Source organism: Pseudomonas sp. SDO5271_S396 (assembly GCF_054071795.1).
On record NZ_JBSVWB010000010.1, the window covers coordinates 80,111 to 95,109 of the forward strand.

A 14,999-nucleotide genomic window follows, 5' to 3' on the forward strand; every position below is an offset into this window, starting at 1 on the left:
AGGGCTGGGTCCGAGGCTACAGGGCGGCGAGGATTATTCTTCCTTGCCCTTGTTGCGCACGGCGCGATGCAGCTCGCGATTGGAGTCGCGTTCGCGCTCGGTGTCGCGCTTGTCGTATTCCTTCTTGCCCTTGCCCAGCGCGATCTCGCACTTGACCAGGTGCTTGCTCCAGTACCAGGACAGGCAGACGCAGGCGTAGCCTTTCTGTTGTACGGAAGCGGCGAGCTTGTCCAGTTCGCGGGCGTTGAGCAGCAGCTTGCGCGTGCGCACCGGATCGGCAATCACGTGGGTGCTTGCAGTGGTCAGCGGGGTGATATGGCTGCCAAGCAGCCACGCCTCGCCATCCTTGAGCAGCACATAGCTGTCGACCAACTGCAGCTTGTTGGCGCGCAGACTTTTTACTTCCCAGCCGGCCAGGACCAGACCAGCCTCGAAACGATGCTCGATGAAGTAATCGTGTCGCGCCTTTTTGTTTTGCGCGATGGTCCCTGTGGGGTGTTTCTTTTGTTTAGCCATAGGGGCGGCATTATAGGCAGTTGCGAGCGTGTCGGCTACGGTCAACCTGCGTGCTTGAGCGTGTTGGATGAATCCCGGACAATGCAGGCAGTTCTTTGGTTTTTTTCTTGCGCGAATTGGCTGTTCTTTCGCGATGTTTGCCTCAGCAGTGGAAATAACGCACACATGACGACGCATATTCAACGTTCGGCATTACTGCCCTATCCGGCACAGGCGCTCTATGACCTGGTCAACGACGTGGCGCGTTACCCGGAGTTCCTGCCTTGGTGTTCGGCTGCCGAGGTGTTGGAGAGCAGTGACGAGCACATGGTGGCCAGTGTCGGCGTAGCGAAAGGTGGGCTCAGCCAGCATTTCGTCACGCGTAATGTGCTGGTACCGGGGAAATCCATTGAAATGAATTTGCAGGAGGGGCCTTTTACCCAACTGCATGGTGTGTGGGTGTTCAAGGCGCTGACGGACAAAGCCTGCAAGATCAGCCTGGACCTGTCATTTGATTACGCAGGACCGATTGTGCGGGCAACGTTGGGGCCTCTGTTCAATCAGGCGGCTAACACGCTTGTGGATGCCTTCTGTCAGCGGGCCAAGCAACTGCATGGTTGAAATTGAAGTGGTGTACGCCGCCGAGGATCGCCAAGTGTTGCTCGCGTTGGCGGTGCCTGCGGCGACGAGTTTGAGAGCGGCAGTGCGCTTATCCGGTATGGCGGCGCAGTTTCCGGGAGTGGACCTGGAGGGTTGTCCTTTGGGGATTTTCGGCAAGGTGGTCGCAGACGCGAATACGCGTGCCGTGCAAGCAGGCGACCGCATTGAAATCTATCGACCTCTGCTCGCAGACCCCAAAGAGGTGCGCAGGCTGCGTGCGGCCAGGGCGGCACTGGCCAGGCAACAGTCTTCATGACATTGCCTTGCGATAGATAGCAAAAAGCCCGGCATGCCGGGCTTTTTGTTGTACGTCGTTTTTATTGCGGGCTGGCGTCCAGAGGTTCTGGCGTTGGCACCGGTACGGTTTTCACGCCGTCGACGTCTTTCTGGATCTGATCGAGCAACGAGCCTGGCTTGGCAGGTTCTTCTGGTTTCGGCTTGTCGGTGTTCTGCGCAGGCGCGGTCACGCTATTGCCGTTGTCCTTGCCGAGCAGAGCTTCATCACGGCTGACGCCAGGCATGAAATCACCGGACAGGCTGACGAGCTGGTCATTGCCATTGAAAATGACGCTGACACGTTCCTGTTGGCGTTCACCGCCACCTGGTTGAATGCTGTAGAGATAATCCCAGCGATCGGCATGGAAAGTGTCGGTCAGCAGGGGGTTACCCATGATAAACCGTACTTGCCGTCGGGTCATTCCCGGACGCAACTGGTCTATCATATCCTGCGTGACGACATTGCCCTGCTGGATGTCGATTTTGTAAACCCCGGGGAATGAACAACCGGCGAGTGCGAGCAGTCCCACAAAGGTGAAACTGGTTAGCAAGAGCTTGGTGTTTTGCATCGGTGGGCGACTTCCACTATCTTGGCTGGGACAACGTAAACGCCGATCATACCCGTATTAAGAGAAGCTGCGAAGCAGCATCCGCGAGAAAGCTAACCATGGTTGAAAATAGCGAACTACGCAAAGCCGGTCTCAAAGTGACTCTGCCACGAGTCAAGATTCTACAAATGCTCGATTCTGCTGAGCAGCGCCACATGAGTGCCGAGGACGTTTACAAGGCGCTGATGGAGTCTAACGAGGACGTCGGCCTGGCCACGGTTTACCGTGTGCTGACCCAGTTTGAAGCCGCAGGACTGGTGGTTCGCCATAATTTCGACGGCGGTCATGCGGTGTTCGAATTGGCTGATGGTGGTCATCACGATCACATGGTTGACTTGGATACCAACGAGGTTATCGAGTTCACCAGTCCGGAAATCGAAGCTCTGCAGCACAAGATCGCTGAGGAGCACGGCTTCGATTTGGTTGACCACAATCTGGTCCTGTACATCCGTAAGAAAAAGTAAAAAGCACTGCAGATTCACTTTGCAGAACGATCGAAGGCGACCTCAGGGTCGCCTTCGTGCTTTCTACTATAAAGAAGCCGTTTCAGCTCAAGCCTTCGCCGCCACGACCATTTTCTTCGCGTGCGCCAAAGACTCCTTGGTCAAGTCGATGCCGCCCAGCATCCGTGCCACCTCTTCTACGCGTTCCGATTTGTTCAGCTTGGACACGGCTGTGTGGGTTGCGTCGCTGTTCCTGACCTTGTGTACAAACAGATGCTGATGCCCTTGGGCTGCCACTTGCGGCAAGTGAGTTACCGTGAGCACCTGGCCTCGATCCCCGAGGCGGCGCAGTAGCTGGCCGACGATCTCTGCCGTCGGACCGCCGATGCCCACGTCCACTTCGTCGAATACCAATGTGGGCACGCGTGAGGTCTGTGCGGTGATCACCTGGATGGCCAGACTGATACGTGAAAGCTCGCCGCCAGACGCTACTTTCGCCAAGGCCTTGAGCGGTTGCCCGGGGTTCGCGCTGACCAGCAGCTCCACTTGCTCAAGGCCGTGGGGTTGTAGCTCATCACTGGTGTTGGCATGTAACTCGATGCTGAAGCGACCGCCAGGCATGCCCAGGCGCTGGATTTCCTGCTCTACAGCACTGGCGAGGCTGGTGGCCGCCTGCTGGCGCAAATCGCTCAGTTCGCGAGCCTTTTCCTGGTAATGGCGGGCGAAGGCAGTGAGTTCATCGCTCAGGCGCTCGATAGATTCGTCGTTGGCGTTCAGCGTTTCGATTTCATCCAGCAGTTTCTGCTGCATCGTGGCCACTTCGGTGGGTTGGATACGGTGTTTGCGCGCCAGGGTGTAGATGGTGTCCAGGCGTTCTTCTATTTCCTGCAGGCGTGCCGGGTCAGCGTCGAAGTGGTCCAGGAAGCGGTTGAGTTCGCCAACGGCTTCTTCTACCTGAATCTGTGCGCTGGTCAACAGGGTCGTGGCTTCAGTGAGTGCGCCAGAAGCACTGTTTACGCTGGAAAGGCGATTGAGGCTGGCGGTCAGGGCGTTCAGCACGTTGCCTGAGTCGCTTTCGCTGCATTGCTCGACCACTTGGCGACAAATGCCCAGCAAGGTCTCGGCGTTGGTCAGGTTTTTATGTTCCTGTTCCAGTTGCTCCAGTTCGGTCTCACCCAGCCCCAGGCTTTCCAGCTCTTCCAGCTGATAACTCAATAACTGGTGGCGCGCGCGTTGCTCATCGCCGGAGTTGGACAGGCGCTCCAGCTCTTGTCGGGTCTGTCGCCAGCGTTGTGCGGCCAGTTGCACCTGTCGCGCCAGGTCGGTGGCGCCTGCGTATTCGTCGAGCAGGCGGCGATGGGTGTCGGTCTTCAGCAGGGATTGGTGTTCGTGCTGGCTGTGAATGTCGATCAGTAGTTCGCCCAAGGCTTTCAGGTCGCCAAGGGGGCAGGGGGTTCCATTGATATAGCCGCGAGAGCGTCCTTCGGCAGTGATGACACGACGCAGGATGCAGGGCCCTTCGTTATTCAGGTCGCGCTCGGCCAGCCAGGCTTCGGCCTCGGGGATGTCCGAAAGGTCGAAGGTCGCCAGGATGTCGGCCTTGTCCGCGCCTGGGCGTACGACACCGCTGTCGGCGCGATCACCGAGGGTCAGCCCCAGGGCATCGAGCATGATCGACTTGCCGGCGCCGGTCTCGCCCGTGATGACGCTCATCCCGCGATCCAGTTCAAGATCCAGGTGTTCGACGATGGCGTAGTTGTGTACGGACAGGTGCACGAGCATGAAGGCCGCTCCCAGGCTTTAGGTCTGGTTATTTATACAGTGTTTTGTTTGGGGCTGACAATCCTGGCGCTTAGCTCGATTTGCTTGAGTGAACATTGTTTTTAGCGCGATCAGGCATTGAGAGACGGGAAATGAGGAGCGACTGCTGAAAGGCTTTTGGTCATCGGCATGCCCTTGAACCTGAAAATTGTGGCCCCATATACCGGAACAGAAGCGCGAGATGAGTTCGCGCATGATTTTGAGAGGAGAAATCTATGGCTGACGAACAGACGCAGGATACGCAAACTCCAGACGCCAATCAGGCTGCCGGCGACGAACTGGCGACCCGTGTGCAAGTGCTCGAAGAGCAATTGGCTGCTGCGCAGGACCAGTCTTTGCGTGTCGCCGCCGATCTGCAGAACGTCCGTCGCCGTGCCGAGCAGGATGTGGAAAAGGCCCATAAGTTCGCGCTGGAAAAATTCGCAGGCGATCTGCTGCCGATCATCGATAGCCTGGAGCGCGGGCTTGAGTTGTCCAGTCCGGATGATGAAAACATCCGTCCGATGCGCGAAGGGATCGAGCTGACCCTGAAAATGTTCCAGGACACCCTGAAGCGTTATCAGCTGGAAGCTATCGATCCACAAGGCGGCGAGCCGTTCAACGCTGAGCATCACCAGGCAATGGCCATGCAGGAAAGCCATGACCTTGAGCCGAACAGTGTTCTGAAGGTGTTCCAGAAGGGTTACCAGCTCAACGGTCGTTTGTTGCGCCCGGCGATGGTGGTGGTGAGCAAGGCGCCTGCGCCCGTTACACCTTCTATTGATGAGCAGGCTTGAAATCCGCCGCAACGCCCTCATCTATAAGTCAAGCGTTTAAGTGCTACCGCAGTTGGCCCCAACCGCTGCGGCAACCAAATCTAAAGTTTCGGGAGAGTTAACATGGGCAAAATTATCGGTATCGACCTGGGGACCACCAACTCCTGCGTCTCCGTGCTGGAAAACGGCGTAGCCAAAGTGATCGAGAACGCCGAAGGCGCGCGTACCACTCCGTCGATCATTGCATACGCCAATGATGGCGAGACCCTGGTTGGCCAGTCGGCCAAGCGTCAGGCGGTGACCAACCCGCACAACACTCTGTACGCGGTAAAGCGTCTGATCGGTCGCAAGTTCGACGAAGAAGTCGTACAGAAAGACATCAAGATGGTGCCGTACAAAATCGTCAAGGCTGACAACGGTGACGCCTGGGTTCAAGTGAACGACAAAAAAATGTCGGCACCGCAAATCTCGGCCGAAGTCTTGAAAAAGATGAAAAAGACTGCCGAAGATTACCTCGGCGAAGCCGTGACCGAAGCGGTAATCACCGTTCCGGCCTACTTCAACGACAGTCAGCGCCAGGCGACCAAAGATGCCGGTCGCATCGCGGGCCTGGACGTAAAACGTATCATCAACGAACCGACCGCAGCGGCTCTGGCCTACGGTATGGATAAGGCCAAGGGCGATCACACCGTGATCGTTTATGACCTGGGCGGCGGCACCTTTGACGTTTCCGTGATCGAGATCGCTGAAGTCGATGGCGAGCACCAGTTCGAAGTGTTGGCCACCAACGGTGACACGTTCCTGGGTGGTGAAGACTTTGACATCCGTCTGATCGACTACCTCGTTGACGAGTTCAAGAAAGAAAGCGGCATGAACCTCAAGGGTGACCCGCTGGCAATGCAGCGTCTGAAAGAGGCTGCCGAAAAAGCCAAGATCGAGCTGTCGTCCAGCAACGCAACCGACGTGAACCTGCCTTACATCACGGCAGACGCCACCGGTCCTAAGCACTTGAACGTGAAGATCTCTCGCGCCAAGTTGGAAGCGCTGGTCGAAGACCTGGTTCAGCGCACCATCGAGCCGTGCCGCATCGCTCTGAAAGATGCCGGTATCGACGTGGGTGCTATCAATGATGTGATCCTGGTCGGCGGTCAGACCCGTATGCCGCTGGTACAGCAGAAAGTGACCGAGTTCTTCGGCAAGGAAGCACGTAAAGACGTGAACCCTGACGAAGCAGTTGCCATGGGTGCTGCCATCCAGGGTGCGGTACTGGCTGGTGATGTGAAAGACGTGCTGCTGCTGGACGTGAGCCCGCTGACCCTGGGTATCGAAACCATGGGCGGCGTGATGACCGCGCTGATCGAGAAAAACACCACGATTCCTACCAAGAAATCGCAAGTGTTCTCGACCGCCGATGACAACCAGGGCGCCGTGACCATTCACGTGCTGCAGGGTGAGCGTAAGCAAGCTGCGCAGAACAAGTCCCTGGGCAAGTTCGACCTGTCCGAGATTCCACCGGCTCCACGTGGTGTGCCGCAAATCGAAGTGACCTTTGACATCGACGCCAACGGCATTCTGCACGTTGGTGCGAAAGACAAGGCTACCGGCAAAGAGCAGAAGATCACCATCAAGGCCAACTCCGGTCTGTCTGATGAAGAAATTCAACAGATGATTCGTGATGCTGAAGCCAACTCTGAAGAGGACAAGAAGTTCGAAGAGCTGGCGGCTGCCCGTAACCAGGGTGATGCCTTGGTTCACTCGACGCGCAAAATGGTCGCTGATGCAGGCGACAAGGTGACCGCTGAAGAGAAAGCTGCCATCGAAGCTGCTGTGGTTGCCCTGGAAGCTGCCGTTAAAGGCGACGACAAGGCTGCCATCGAAGCGAAGGTTGAAGAGCTGTCGAAAGTCTCAGCGCCGGTTGCCCAGAAAATGTACGCCGAACAAGGTCAGCCAGCTGACGGTGCTGCGCAGCACGCAGAGCCTGAAGCCAAGCACGACGACGTTGTCGATGCCGAGTTCGAAGAAGTAAAAGAAGACCAGAAGAAGTAACTTGGTCGCCCGGTTGACCGCTATCAAGCGGTGACTGGTAGGATGTCGCCGCGCGGGAGCTTGCTCCCGCGTTGGCGTGTCTGGGGTATGCGAATTTTTACAGCATGCGACAGCGTTCGGATGCTGGCGGTGTGATCGGGAATGCTCCTGCTTTCCGAGCAGTAAATACCGCACTTTTGGCCGGGTCCCTGGCTAAAAAGTAGTAATGACCAGGATCGTTGAATTGACGTGAGTTGGGTCCGGGCCTGTATTGGGGCTCAACGAGTTTGGCAAGGCTCAGGAGGGTCTGGCTGAACGTCCTATAAGAGTGCAAAGACTTATGGCAAAGCGTGACTATTACGAAGTGTTGGGTGTGGAGCGCGGTTCCAGCGAGGCGGACCTGAAAAAGGCTTACCGTCGCCTGGCGATGAAGCACCACCCGGACCGTAATCCGGATAGCAAAGAATCCGAAGAGCTGTTCAAAGAGGCCAACGAGGCCTACGAATGTCTGTCTGACCCTAACAAGCGTGCGGCCTACGACCAGTATGGCCATGCAGGTGTCGACCCGAGCATGGGCGGCGGCGGTGGCGGTTTTGGTGGTCAGAATTTCTCCGATATCTTCGGTGATGTGTTCAGCGACTTTTTCGGTGGTGGCCGTGGTGGTCAGCGTGGTGGTGCCCAGCGTGGCAGCGACTTGCGCTACACCCTGGAGTTGAATCTGGAAGAAGCCGTGCGCGGTACCAGCGTCAACATCCGTGTGCCGACGCTGGTCAACTGCAAGCCGTGCGATGGTTCGGGGGCCAAGAAAGGTTCGTCGCCGATCACCTGTCCGACTTGCGGCGGTATTGGTCAGGTCCGCATGCAGCAGGGTTTCTTCTCGGTGCAGCAGACCTGTCCGCGTTGCCATGGCCAGGGCAAGATCATTTCCGATCCGTGCGACTCCTGCCACGGCGAAGGGCGTGTCGAAGAGTACAAGACGCTGGCGGTGAAGGTGCCGGCCGGCGTGGATACCGGTGACCGCATTCGCCTGTCCGGCGAGGGCGAGGCGGGTACTCAGGGTGGACCTACGGGCGACCTGTATGTGGTGATCAATGTGCGCGAGCACTCGATCTTCCAGCGTGACGGCAAGCACCTGTTCTGCGAAGTGCCGATCAGTTTTGTCGACGCAGCCCTGGGTGGGGAGCTGGAGATTCCGACTCTCGACGGCCGGGTCAAGCTGAAGATTCCCGAGGGGACCCAGACCGGCAAGCAGTTCCGTATTCGTGGCAAGGGCGTTGCGCCGGTGCGCGGTGGTGGGGCGGGCGACCTGATGTGTCGTGTGGCGGTGGAAACGCCGGTCAATCTCAATCGCCGCCAGCGTGAACTGCTTGAAGAGTTCCGTAGCTCGCTGGAAGGCGATGACTCCCATTCGCCGAAGACTACTGGCTTTTTCGACGGCGTGAAGCGCTTCTTTGGCGACCTCTAAGGAATGAATATGCGACGTATAGCCGTGATGGGCGCTGCAGGGCGCATGGGCAAGACGCTGGTCGAGGCTGTGCAGCAGCGTTCTCCGGCTTCCGGGCTGACGGCGGCGATCGTTCGTCCTGGCAGTACCTTGATTGGTGCGGATGCCGGTGAGTTGGCTTCGCTGGGGCGCATTGGCGTTTCGTTGTCGGGCAGTCTCGAGCAGGTGGCTGAAGAGTTCGATGTGCTGATCGACTTCACCCTGCCAGAGGTTATGCTGAAAAACCTGGCCTTCTGCCGCAAGGCGGGCAAGGCCATGGTGATCGGTACCACGGGTTTGACGGCGGAGCAGAAGCAGTTGTTGGTCGAGGCGGGCAAGGATATTCCAATCGTCTTCGCGGCCAACTTCAGCGTGGGTGTGAATCTGTCGCTCAAGCTGCTGGATCTGGCGGCGCGTGTGCTGGGGGATGAGGCGGACATCGAGATCATCGAGACCCATCACCGGCACAAGATCGATGCGCCGTCGGGTACTGCGCTGCGCATGGGTGAGACCATCGCCGATGCGTTGGGTCGCGACTTGTCGAAGGTCGCGGTGTACGGTCGTGAAGGGCATACCGGTGCACGTGCGCGTGACACCATCGGTTTTGCGACTGTGCGCGGTGGCGACGTGGTGGGGGATCACACGGTGCTGTTCGCAACCGAGGGCGAGCGCTTGGAAATCACCCATAAGGCTTCCAGCCGCATGACGTTCGCCAAGGGGGCGGTACGTGCTGCGCTCTGGCTGGACGGTCGCGAACCGGGGCTGTATGACATGCGTGACGTGCTGGATCTGCACTAATCAGTCGCTAAAATGGGGCCTCGGGCTTATACTTTGGCCCCGTTTTCAACCGCTAAGCGACGTCCTGTCGCATTCCTCTGCCTTTAAGGCTCTTTAGCGGTGGACCAAAAAAGCCTTTTTCTGTAAGCTACAGCTTTAGTGTGTCCACTAAAAGCGCGCAGAATAATTCAGTGAACAAGCGGGGTGACGTGTCCATACGTCACTCCGCTTTTTTACAACCTGCGATCGCCCTTTCAGGCTTTATTTACGGGAGGTCTTCTTGACTAAGCCAGCCATACTCGCCCTTGCTGATGGCAGCATTTTTCGCGGCGAAGCCATTGGAGCCGACGGTCAGACCGTTGGAGAGGTGGTGTTTAACACCGCAATGACCGGCTATCAGGAAATCCTTACCGATCCTTCCTACGCCCAACAGATCGTTACCTTGACTTACCCGCACATCGGCAATACCGGCACTACACCGGAAGACGTCGAGTCTGACCGTGTCTGGTCGGCCGGCCTGGTGATTCGTGACTTGCCACTGGTGGCGAGCAACTGGCGTAACACGTTGTCGCTGTCGGACTACCTGAAGGCCAACAATGTCGTAGCCATCGCTGGCATCGACACCCGTCGCCTGACTCGTATCCTGCGCGAGAAAGGCTCGCAGAACGGCTGCATCCTGGCCGGTGACAACATCACCGAAGAAGCCGCGATTGCCGCAGCGCAAGGCTTCCCGGGTCTGAAGGGCATGGACCTGGCGAAAGTCGTCAGTGTCAAAGAGAAATACGAGTGGCGCTCCACGGTCTGGGACTTGAAGACCGACAGCCACCAAACCATCGAAGCCGCCGAGTTGCCCTACCATGTTGTGGCCTACGACTACGGCGTCAAGTACAACATCCTGCGCATGCTGGTCGAGCGCGGCTGCCGCGTGACCGTGGTGCCTGCACAAACCCCGGCCAGCGACGTGCTGGCACTGCAACCGGACGGCGTGTTCCTGTCCAACGGCCCGGGCGACCCTGAGCCTTGCGACTACGCGATCCAGGCCATCAAAGACGTGCTGGAAACCGACATTCCGGTGTTCGGCATCTGCCTGGGTCACCAGCTGTTGGCTTTGGCCTCCGGCGCCAAGACCCTGAAAATGGGCCATGGCCACCACGGTGCCAACCACCCGGTGCAAGACCTGGACACTGGCGTTGTAATGATCACCAGCCAGAACCACGGTTTTGCCGTGGATGAAGCGACCTTGCCGGGCAATGTCCGGGCGATTCACAAGTCGCTGTTCGACGGTTCCCTGCAAGGCATCGAGCGTACCGACAAGAGCGCGTTCAGCTTCCAGGGCCACCCTGAAGCCAGCCCGGGCCCGAACGACGTTGCGCCGCTGTTCGACCGTTTCATCAATGAGATGGCCAAGCGACGCTGAGTGAGCGGCCCGAGGGCGGCCCCGCAATGCGGTGGCCCCTTCAGGCTCTGCAAAGATTGTTCAAGACGGCTTGCCGACTGACCTGCGGATTTGAGTGACAAACCCATGCCAAAACGTACAGACATAAAAAGCATCCTGATTCTCGGCGCTGGCCCGATCGTGATCGGCCAGGCCTGCGAATTCGACTACTCCGGCGCCCAGGCCTGTAAAGCCCTGCGCGAAGAGGGCTACCGCGTCATCCTGGTGAACTCCAACCCGGCCACCATCATGACCGACCCGGCCATGGCCGACGCTACCTACATCGAGCCGATCAAGTGGCAGACCGTTGCCAAGATCATCGAAAAAGAGCGTCCGGACGCACTTCTGCCGACCATGGGCGGCCAAACCGCACTGAACTGCGCCCTGGACCTGGAACGCGAAGGCGTTCTGGAAAAATTCGGCGTAGAGATGATCGGCGCCAACGCCGACACCATCGACAAGGCTGAAGACCGTTCGCGTTTCGACAAGGCCATGAAGTCCATCGGCCTGGCGTGCCCGCGTTCCGGTATCGCTCATAGCATGGAAGAAGCCAATGCGGTCCTGGAGACCCTGGGCTTCCCTTGCATCATCCGTCCGTCCTTCACCATGGGCGGCACCGGTGGTGGTATTGCGTACAATCGTGAAGAGTTCGAAGAAATCTGCGCTCGTGGCCTGGACTTGTCGCCGACCAAAGAGCTGCTGATCGACGAGTCACTGATCGGTTGGAAAGAGTATGAAATGGAAGTTGTCCGCGACAAAAAGGACAACTGCATCATCGTCTGCTCCATCGAAAACTTCGACCCGATGGGCGTGCACACCGGCGACTCGATCACCGTGGCGCCAGCACAGACCCTGACCGACAAGGAATACCAGATCCTGCGTAACGCCTCCCTGGCGGTACTGCGCGAGATCGGCGTGGAAACCGGCGGTTCCAACGTTCAGTTCGGTATTTGCCCGAACACCGGCCGCATGGTCGTGATCGAGATGAACCCGCGTGTATCCCGCTCCTCGGCCCTGGCGTCGAAAGCCACCGGTTTCCCGATCGCCAAAGTCGCGGCCAAGCTGGCTGTGGGTTACACCCTGGATGAGCTGTCGAACGACATCACCGGCGGCAAGACTCCGGCATCCTTTGAACCGTCCATCGACTACGTAGTGACCAAGCTGCCTCGCTTTGCCTTCGAGAAGTTCGCTCAGGCAGATGCCCGCTTGACCACCCAGATGAAGTCGGTGGGTGAAGTGATGGCCATCGGCCGGACTTTCCAGGAGTCCCTGCAGAAAGCCCTGCGTGGCCTGGAAGTGGGCGTGTGCGGCCTGGACGAGAAGCTCGACCTGAGCAACCCGGACAGCATGAGCGTGCTCAAGCGTGAACTGACCGTACCGGGTGCCGAGCGTATCTGGTACGTAGCGGATGCGTTCCGTGCAGGCCTGAGTGTCGAAGACATTTTCGGCATGAACATGATCGACCCTTGGTTCCTGGTGCAGATCGAAGATCTGATCAAGGAAGAAGAGAAGGTCAAGACTCTGGGGCTGGCCAGCATCGACCGCGACATGATGTTCCGCCTCAAGCGCAAGGGCTTCTCCGATCAGCGTCTGGCCAAGTTGCTGGGCGTCACCGAGAAAAACCTGCGCACCCACCGCCACAAGCTCGAAGTGTTCCCGGTCTACAAGCGCGTTGACACCTGCGCGGCCGAGTTCGCCACCGACACCGCTTACCTGTATTCCACCTACGAGGAAGAGTGCGAAGCAGCGCCGTCCGGTCGCGACAAGATCATCATCCTGGGTGGTGGTCCCAACCGTATCGGCCAGGGTATCGAGTTCGACTACTGCTGTGTGCACGCCGCGCTGGCCCTGCGTGACGACGGGTACGAGACCATCATGGTCAACTGCAACCCGGAAACGGTTTCCACCGACTACGACACCTCCGACCGTCTGTACTTCGAGCCGGTGACCCTGGAAGACGTGCTGGAAATCGTGCGTGTCGAGAAGCCAAAAGGCGTGATCGTGCAGTACGGTGGCCAGACCCCGCTGAAACTGGCGCGTGCCCTGGAAGCGGCCGGCGTGCCGATCATCGGCACCAGCCCGGACGCCATCGACCGTGCGGAGGACCGTGAGCGCTTCCAGCAAATGGTCGAGCGCCTGAATCTGCGTCAGCCACCCAACGCCACCGTGCGTAGTGAAGATGAAGCCATCCGTGCCGCCAGCAAGATCGGCTATCCGTTGGTGGTGCGTCCGTCCTATGTGCTGGGTGGTCGGGCGATGGAAATCGTCTACCAGGAAGAAGAACTCAAGCGTTACCTGCGTGATGCGGTGAAAGTGTCCAACGACAGCCCGGTGCTGCTGGATCACTTCCTCAACTGCGCCATCGAAATGGACGTGGACGCGGTTTGCGACGGCACCGACGTGGTGATCGGCGCGATCATGCAGCACATTGAACAGGCAGGTGTTCACTCCGGTGACTCCGCTTGCTCGCTGCCGCCTTACTCGCTGCCGGCGCACATCCAGGACGAGATGCGTGAGCAGGTCAAGAAGATGGCGCTCGAACTGGGCGTGGTCGGCTTGATGAACGTGCAGTTGGCGTTGCAGGGCGAGCAGATCTACGTGATCGAAGTGAACCCGCGTGCCTCGCGTACCGTACCGTTTGTGTCCAAGTGCATCGGCGTTTCCCTGGCGATGATCGCGGCGCGCGTCATGGCCGGTAAAACCTTGAAAGAATTGGGCTTCACCAAGGAAATCATTCCGAACTTCTACAGCGTGAAAGAGGCGGTGTTCCCCTTCGCCAAATTCCCTGGTGTGGACCCGATCCTGGGCCCGGAAATGAAGTCCACCGGTGAAGTGATGGGTGTGGGCGACACCTTCGGCGAGGCATTCGCCAAGGCCCAGATGGGCGCCAGCGAAGTGCTGCCGACCGGCGGTACCGCGTTCATCAGCGTGCGTGACGACGACAAACCACTGGTTGCAGGCGTGGCGCGTGATCTGATCAACTTGGGTTTCGAAGTCGTGGCCACCGCCGGGACCGCCAAGCTGATCGAGGCTGCCGGCTTGAAAGTGCGTCGCGTGAACAAGGTGACGGAAGGCCGTCCACACGTGGTCGACATGATCAAGAATGACGAAGTCACCCTGATCATCAATACCACCGAAGGTCGCCAGTCGATCGCGGATTCCTACTCCATTCGCCGTAACGCCCTGCAGCACAAGATCTACTGCACCACCACCATTGCTGCTGGCGAAGCTATCTGCGAAGCGCTCAAGTTCGGTCCGGAAAAGACCGTGCGTCGCTTGCAGGATCTACACGCAGGATTGAAGGCATGACCAAATACCCAATGACCGTCCAGGGCTTCAAGGCCCTGGAAGAGGAGCACGCCCATCTGACCAAGGTCGTCCGTCCGAAGCTGAGCCAGGACATCGGTACGGCCCGCGAGTTGGGTGACTTGAAGGAAAACGCCGAATACCATGCTGCTCGCGAGCAGCAGGGTATGGTCGAGGCGCGTATTCGTGACATCGAAGGCCGTCTGCAGAACTCGGTGGTGATTGACGTCACCACTATTCCCAAGACAGGCAAGGTGATTTTCGGTACGACCGTGGAAATTGCCAATGTCGAGACGGATGAAAGCGTGACTTACCACATCGTGGGTGAGGACGAGGCTGACATCAAACAAGGCAAGATCTCTGTAGGTTCGCCGATTGCCCGCGCCTTGATCGCCAAGGAAGAGGGTGATGTGGTGGCCGTCAAGACGCCAAGTGGCGTGATCGAGTACGAGATTGTCGAAGTTCGTCACATCTGAAAGACGGCGCCCGTTACGTGCGGGCGCCATGCTTTGGCAGTTCGCCCAGATGCTTTGGGTGGGCGGCCTTTGGCTATTGCATATGGGTGTACTGCCGACGTTGGGCTTGATTGGCCTTGCGCCGTTGCTGATCGATGAGATCGGCGGATTATTAAGTGCGCTGCTGGTGGGATTTGCGGCGGCGTGCGTGACGCTTCAAGCGCTTGTGCTGGTCAAGGCCGAGGGTTTGGGCAGTTTGTGGCGGGATATGCGCGGCCAGTTGCTGCTGATGGCACTGTATGCGTGCGCAATGTTTTGCCTGGTGCGTCTGTTTTGGCCCGAGGCGTTGCGCTGGCAGTTGTTCAGCTATCTTGTGTTGGGCCTTTCAGGTCTGCTGCTGGTCTTGCAGCCGGCGCCGGGATGGAGTGGCAGGGCGTGCGAGGCACGCCCGTGACCCTTT

14 protein-coding genes are annotated in these 14,999 nt (G+C 58.4%); 11 read left to right on the forward strand and 3 right to left on the reverse strand.

Annotated elements, in window-relative coordinates; all coding sequences use genetic code 11:
* Positions 1 to 33: 33 nt before the first annotated feature.
* Positions 34 to 516 carry an SsrA-binding protein SmpB gene (smpB, locus tag ACW9IN_RS10200; protein ID WP_457365752.1) on the reverse strand — a complete coding sequence of 161 codons (483 nt, stop codon included), beginning with the start codon at positions 514 to 516 and terminating at the stop codon, positions 34 to 36.
* A gap of 165 nt (positions 517 to 681) precedes the next feature.
* Here smpB and ACW9IN_RS10205 point away from each other — a divergent pair, with 165 nt between their 5' ends.
* Together ACW9IN_RS10205 and ACW9IN_RS10210 are read left to right on the forward strand one after the other, a co-directional pair.
* Positions 682 to 1,116, forward strand: a complete 435-nt coding sequence (locus tag ACW9IN_RS10205; protein WP_016973780.1) for a type II toxin-antitoxin system RatA family toxin — start codon at positions 682 to 684, stop codon at positions 1,114 to 1,116.
* The gene (locus tag ACW9IN_RS10210) at positions 1,109 to 1,411 is read left to right on the forward strand and encodes an RnfH family protein (RefSeq protein WP_457365753.1); all 303 of its coding nucleotides are present in this window, start codon (positions 1,109 to 1,111) and stop codon (positions 1,409 to 1,411) included. The genes ACW9IN_RS10205 and ACW9IN_RS10210 overlap by 8 nt, the downstream gene beginning before the upstream one ends.
* A 61-nt stretch (positions 1,412 to 1,472) precedes the next feature.
* On the opposite strand, the gene ACW9IN_RS10215 is transcribed toward ACW9IN_RS10210, so the two are convergent.
* A complete protein-coding gene (locus tag ACW9IN_RS10215; RefSeq protein ID WP_457365754.1) occupies positions 1,473 to 2,000 on the reverse strand; it encodes an outer membrane protein assembly factor BamE in 528 nt (175 codons plus the stop codon).
* 98 nt (positions 2,001 to 2,098) lie between these two features.
* Here ACW9IN_RS10215 and fur point away from each other — a divergent pair, with 98 nt between their 5' ends.
* The gene (fur, locus tag ACW9IN_RS10220) at positions 2,099 to 2,503 is read left to right on the forward strand and encodes a ferric iron uptake transcriptional regulator (protein ID WP_003194220.1); all 405 of its coding nucleotides are present in this window, start codon (positions 2,099 to 2,101) and stop codon (positions 2,501 to 2,503) included.
* A gap of 87 nt (positions 2,504 to 2,590) precedes the next feature.
* On the opposite strand, the gene recN is transcribed toward fur, so the two are convergent.
* Entirely contained in the window at positions 2,591 to 4,264 is a 1,674-nt protein-coding gene (gene recN / locus ACW9IN_RS10225; RefSeq protein WP_457365755.1) for a DNA repair protein RecN, read from the reverse strand.
* A 254-nt stretch (positions 4,265 to 4,518) separates the two neighbouring features.
* Between recN and grpE the strand changes: the two genes are divergently transcribed.
* The 8 genes from grpE (at position 4,519) to ACW9IN_RS10265 (ending at position 14,993) form a co-directional block, all read left to right on the forward strand.
* Positions 4,519 to 5,079 (forward strand): nucleotide exchange factor GrpE, encoded by a 561-nt coding sequence (gene grpE / locus ACW9IN_RS10230; protein WP_457365756.1) that lies wholly within the window; start codon positions 4,519 to 4,521, stop codon positions 5,077 to 5,079.
* A 102-nt stretch (positions 5,080 to 5,181) separates the two neighbouring features.
* The gene (dnaK, locus tag ACW9IN_RS10235) at positions 5,182 to 7,104 is read left to right on the forward strand and encodes a molecular chaperone DnaK (RefSeq protein ID WP_457365757.1); all 1,923 of its coding nucleotides are present in this window, start codon (positions 5,182 to 5,184) and stop codon (positions 7,102 to 7,104) included.
* Between the two features lie 319 nt (positions 7,105 to 7,423).
* Entirely contained in the window at positions 7,424 to 8,548 is a 1,125-nt protein-coding gene (gene dnaJ / locus ACW9IN_RS10240) for a molecular chaperone DnaJ (RefSeq protein WP_457365758.1), read from the forward strand.
* Between the two features lie 9 nt (positions 8,549 to 8,557).
* Complete coding sequence (dapB, locus tag ACW9IN_RS10245) at positions 8,558 to 9,364, forward strand: 4-hydroxy-tetrahydrodipicolinate reductase (RefSeq protein ID WP_457365759.1); 807 nt, start codon at positions 8,558 to 8,560, stop codon at positions 9,362 to 9,364.
* 259 nt (positions 9,365 to 9,623) lie between these two features.
* Positions 9,624 to 10,760: a glutamine-hydrolyzing carbamoyl-phosphate synthase small subunit gene (gene carA, locus ACW9IN_RS10250; protein ID WP_457365760.1), complete on the forward strand. Its 1,137-nt coding sequence runs from the start codon at positions 9,624 to 9,626 to the stop codon at positions 10,758 to 10,760.
* Between the two features lie 105 nt (positions 10,761 to 10,865).
* Positions 10,866 to 14,087: a carbamoyl-phosphate synthase large subunit gene (gene carB / locus ACW9IN_RS10255; protein ID WP_457365761.1), complete on the forward strand. Its 3,222-nt coding sequence runs from the start codon at positions 10,866 to 10,868 to the stop codon at positions 14,085 to 14,087.
* Complete coding sequence (greA, locus tag ACW9IN_RS10260) at positions 14,084 to 14,560, forward strand: transcription elongation factor GreA (protein ID WP_457365762.1); 477 nt, start codon at positions 14,084 to 14,086, stop codon at positions 14,558 to 14,560. Before carB ends, greA begins: the two co-directional genes overlap by 4 nt.
* Positions 14,561 to 14,588: 28 nt before the next feature.
* Positions 14,589 to 14,993 carry an MFS transporter gene (locus ACW9IN_RS10265; protein ID WP_457365798.1) on the forward strand — a complete coding sequence of 135 codons (405 nt, stop codon included), beginning with the start codon at positions 14,589 to 14,591 and terminating at the stop codon, positions 14,991 to 14,993.
* The last annotated feature ends 6 nt before the right edge of the window (positions 14,994 to 14,999 follow it).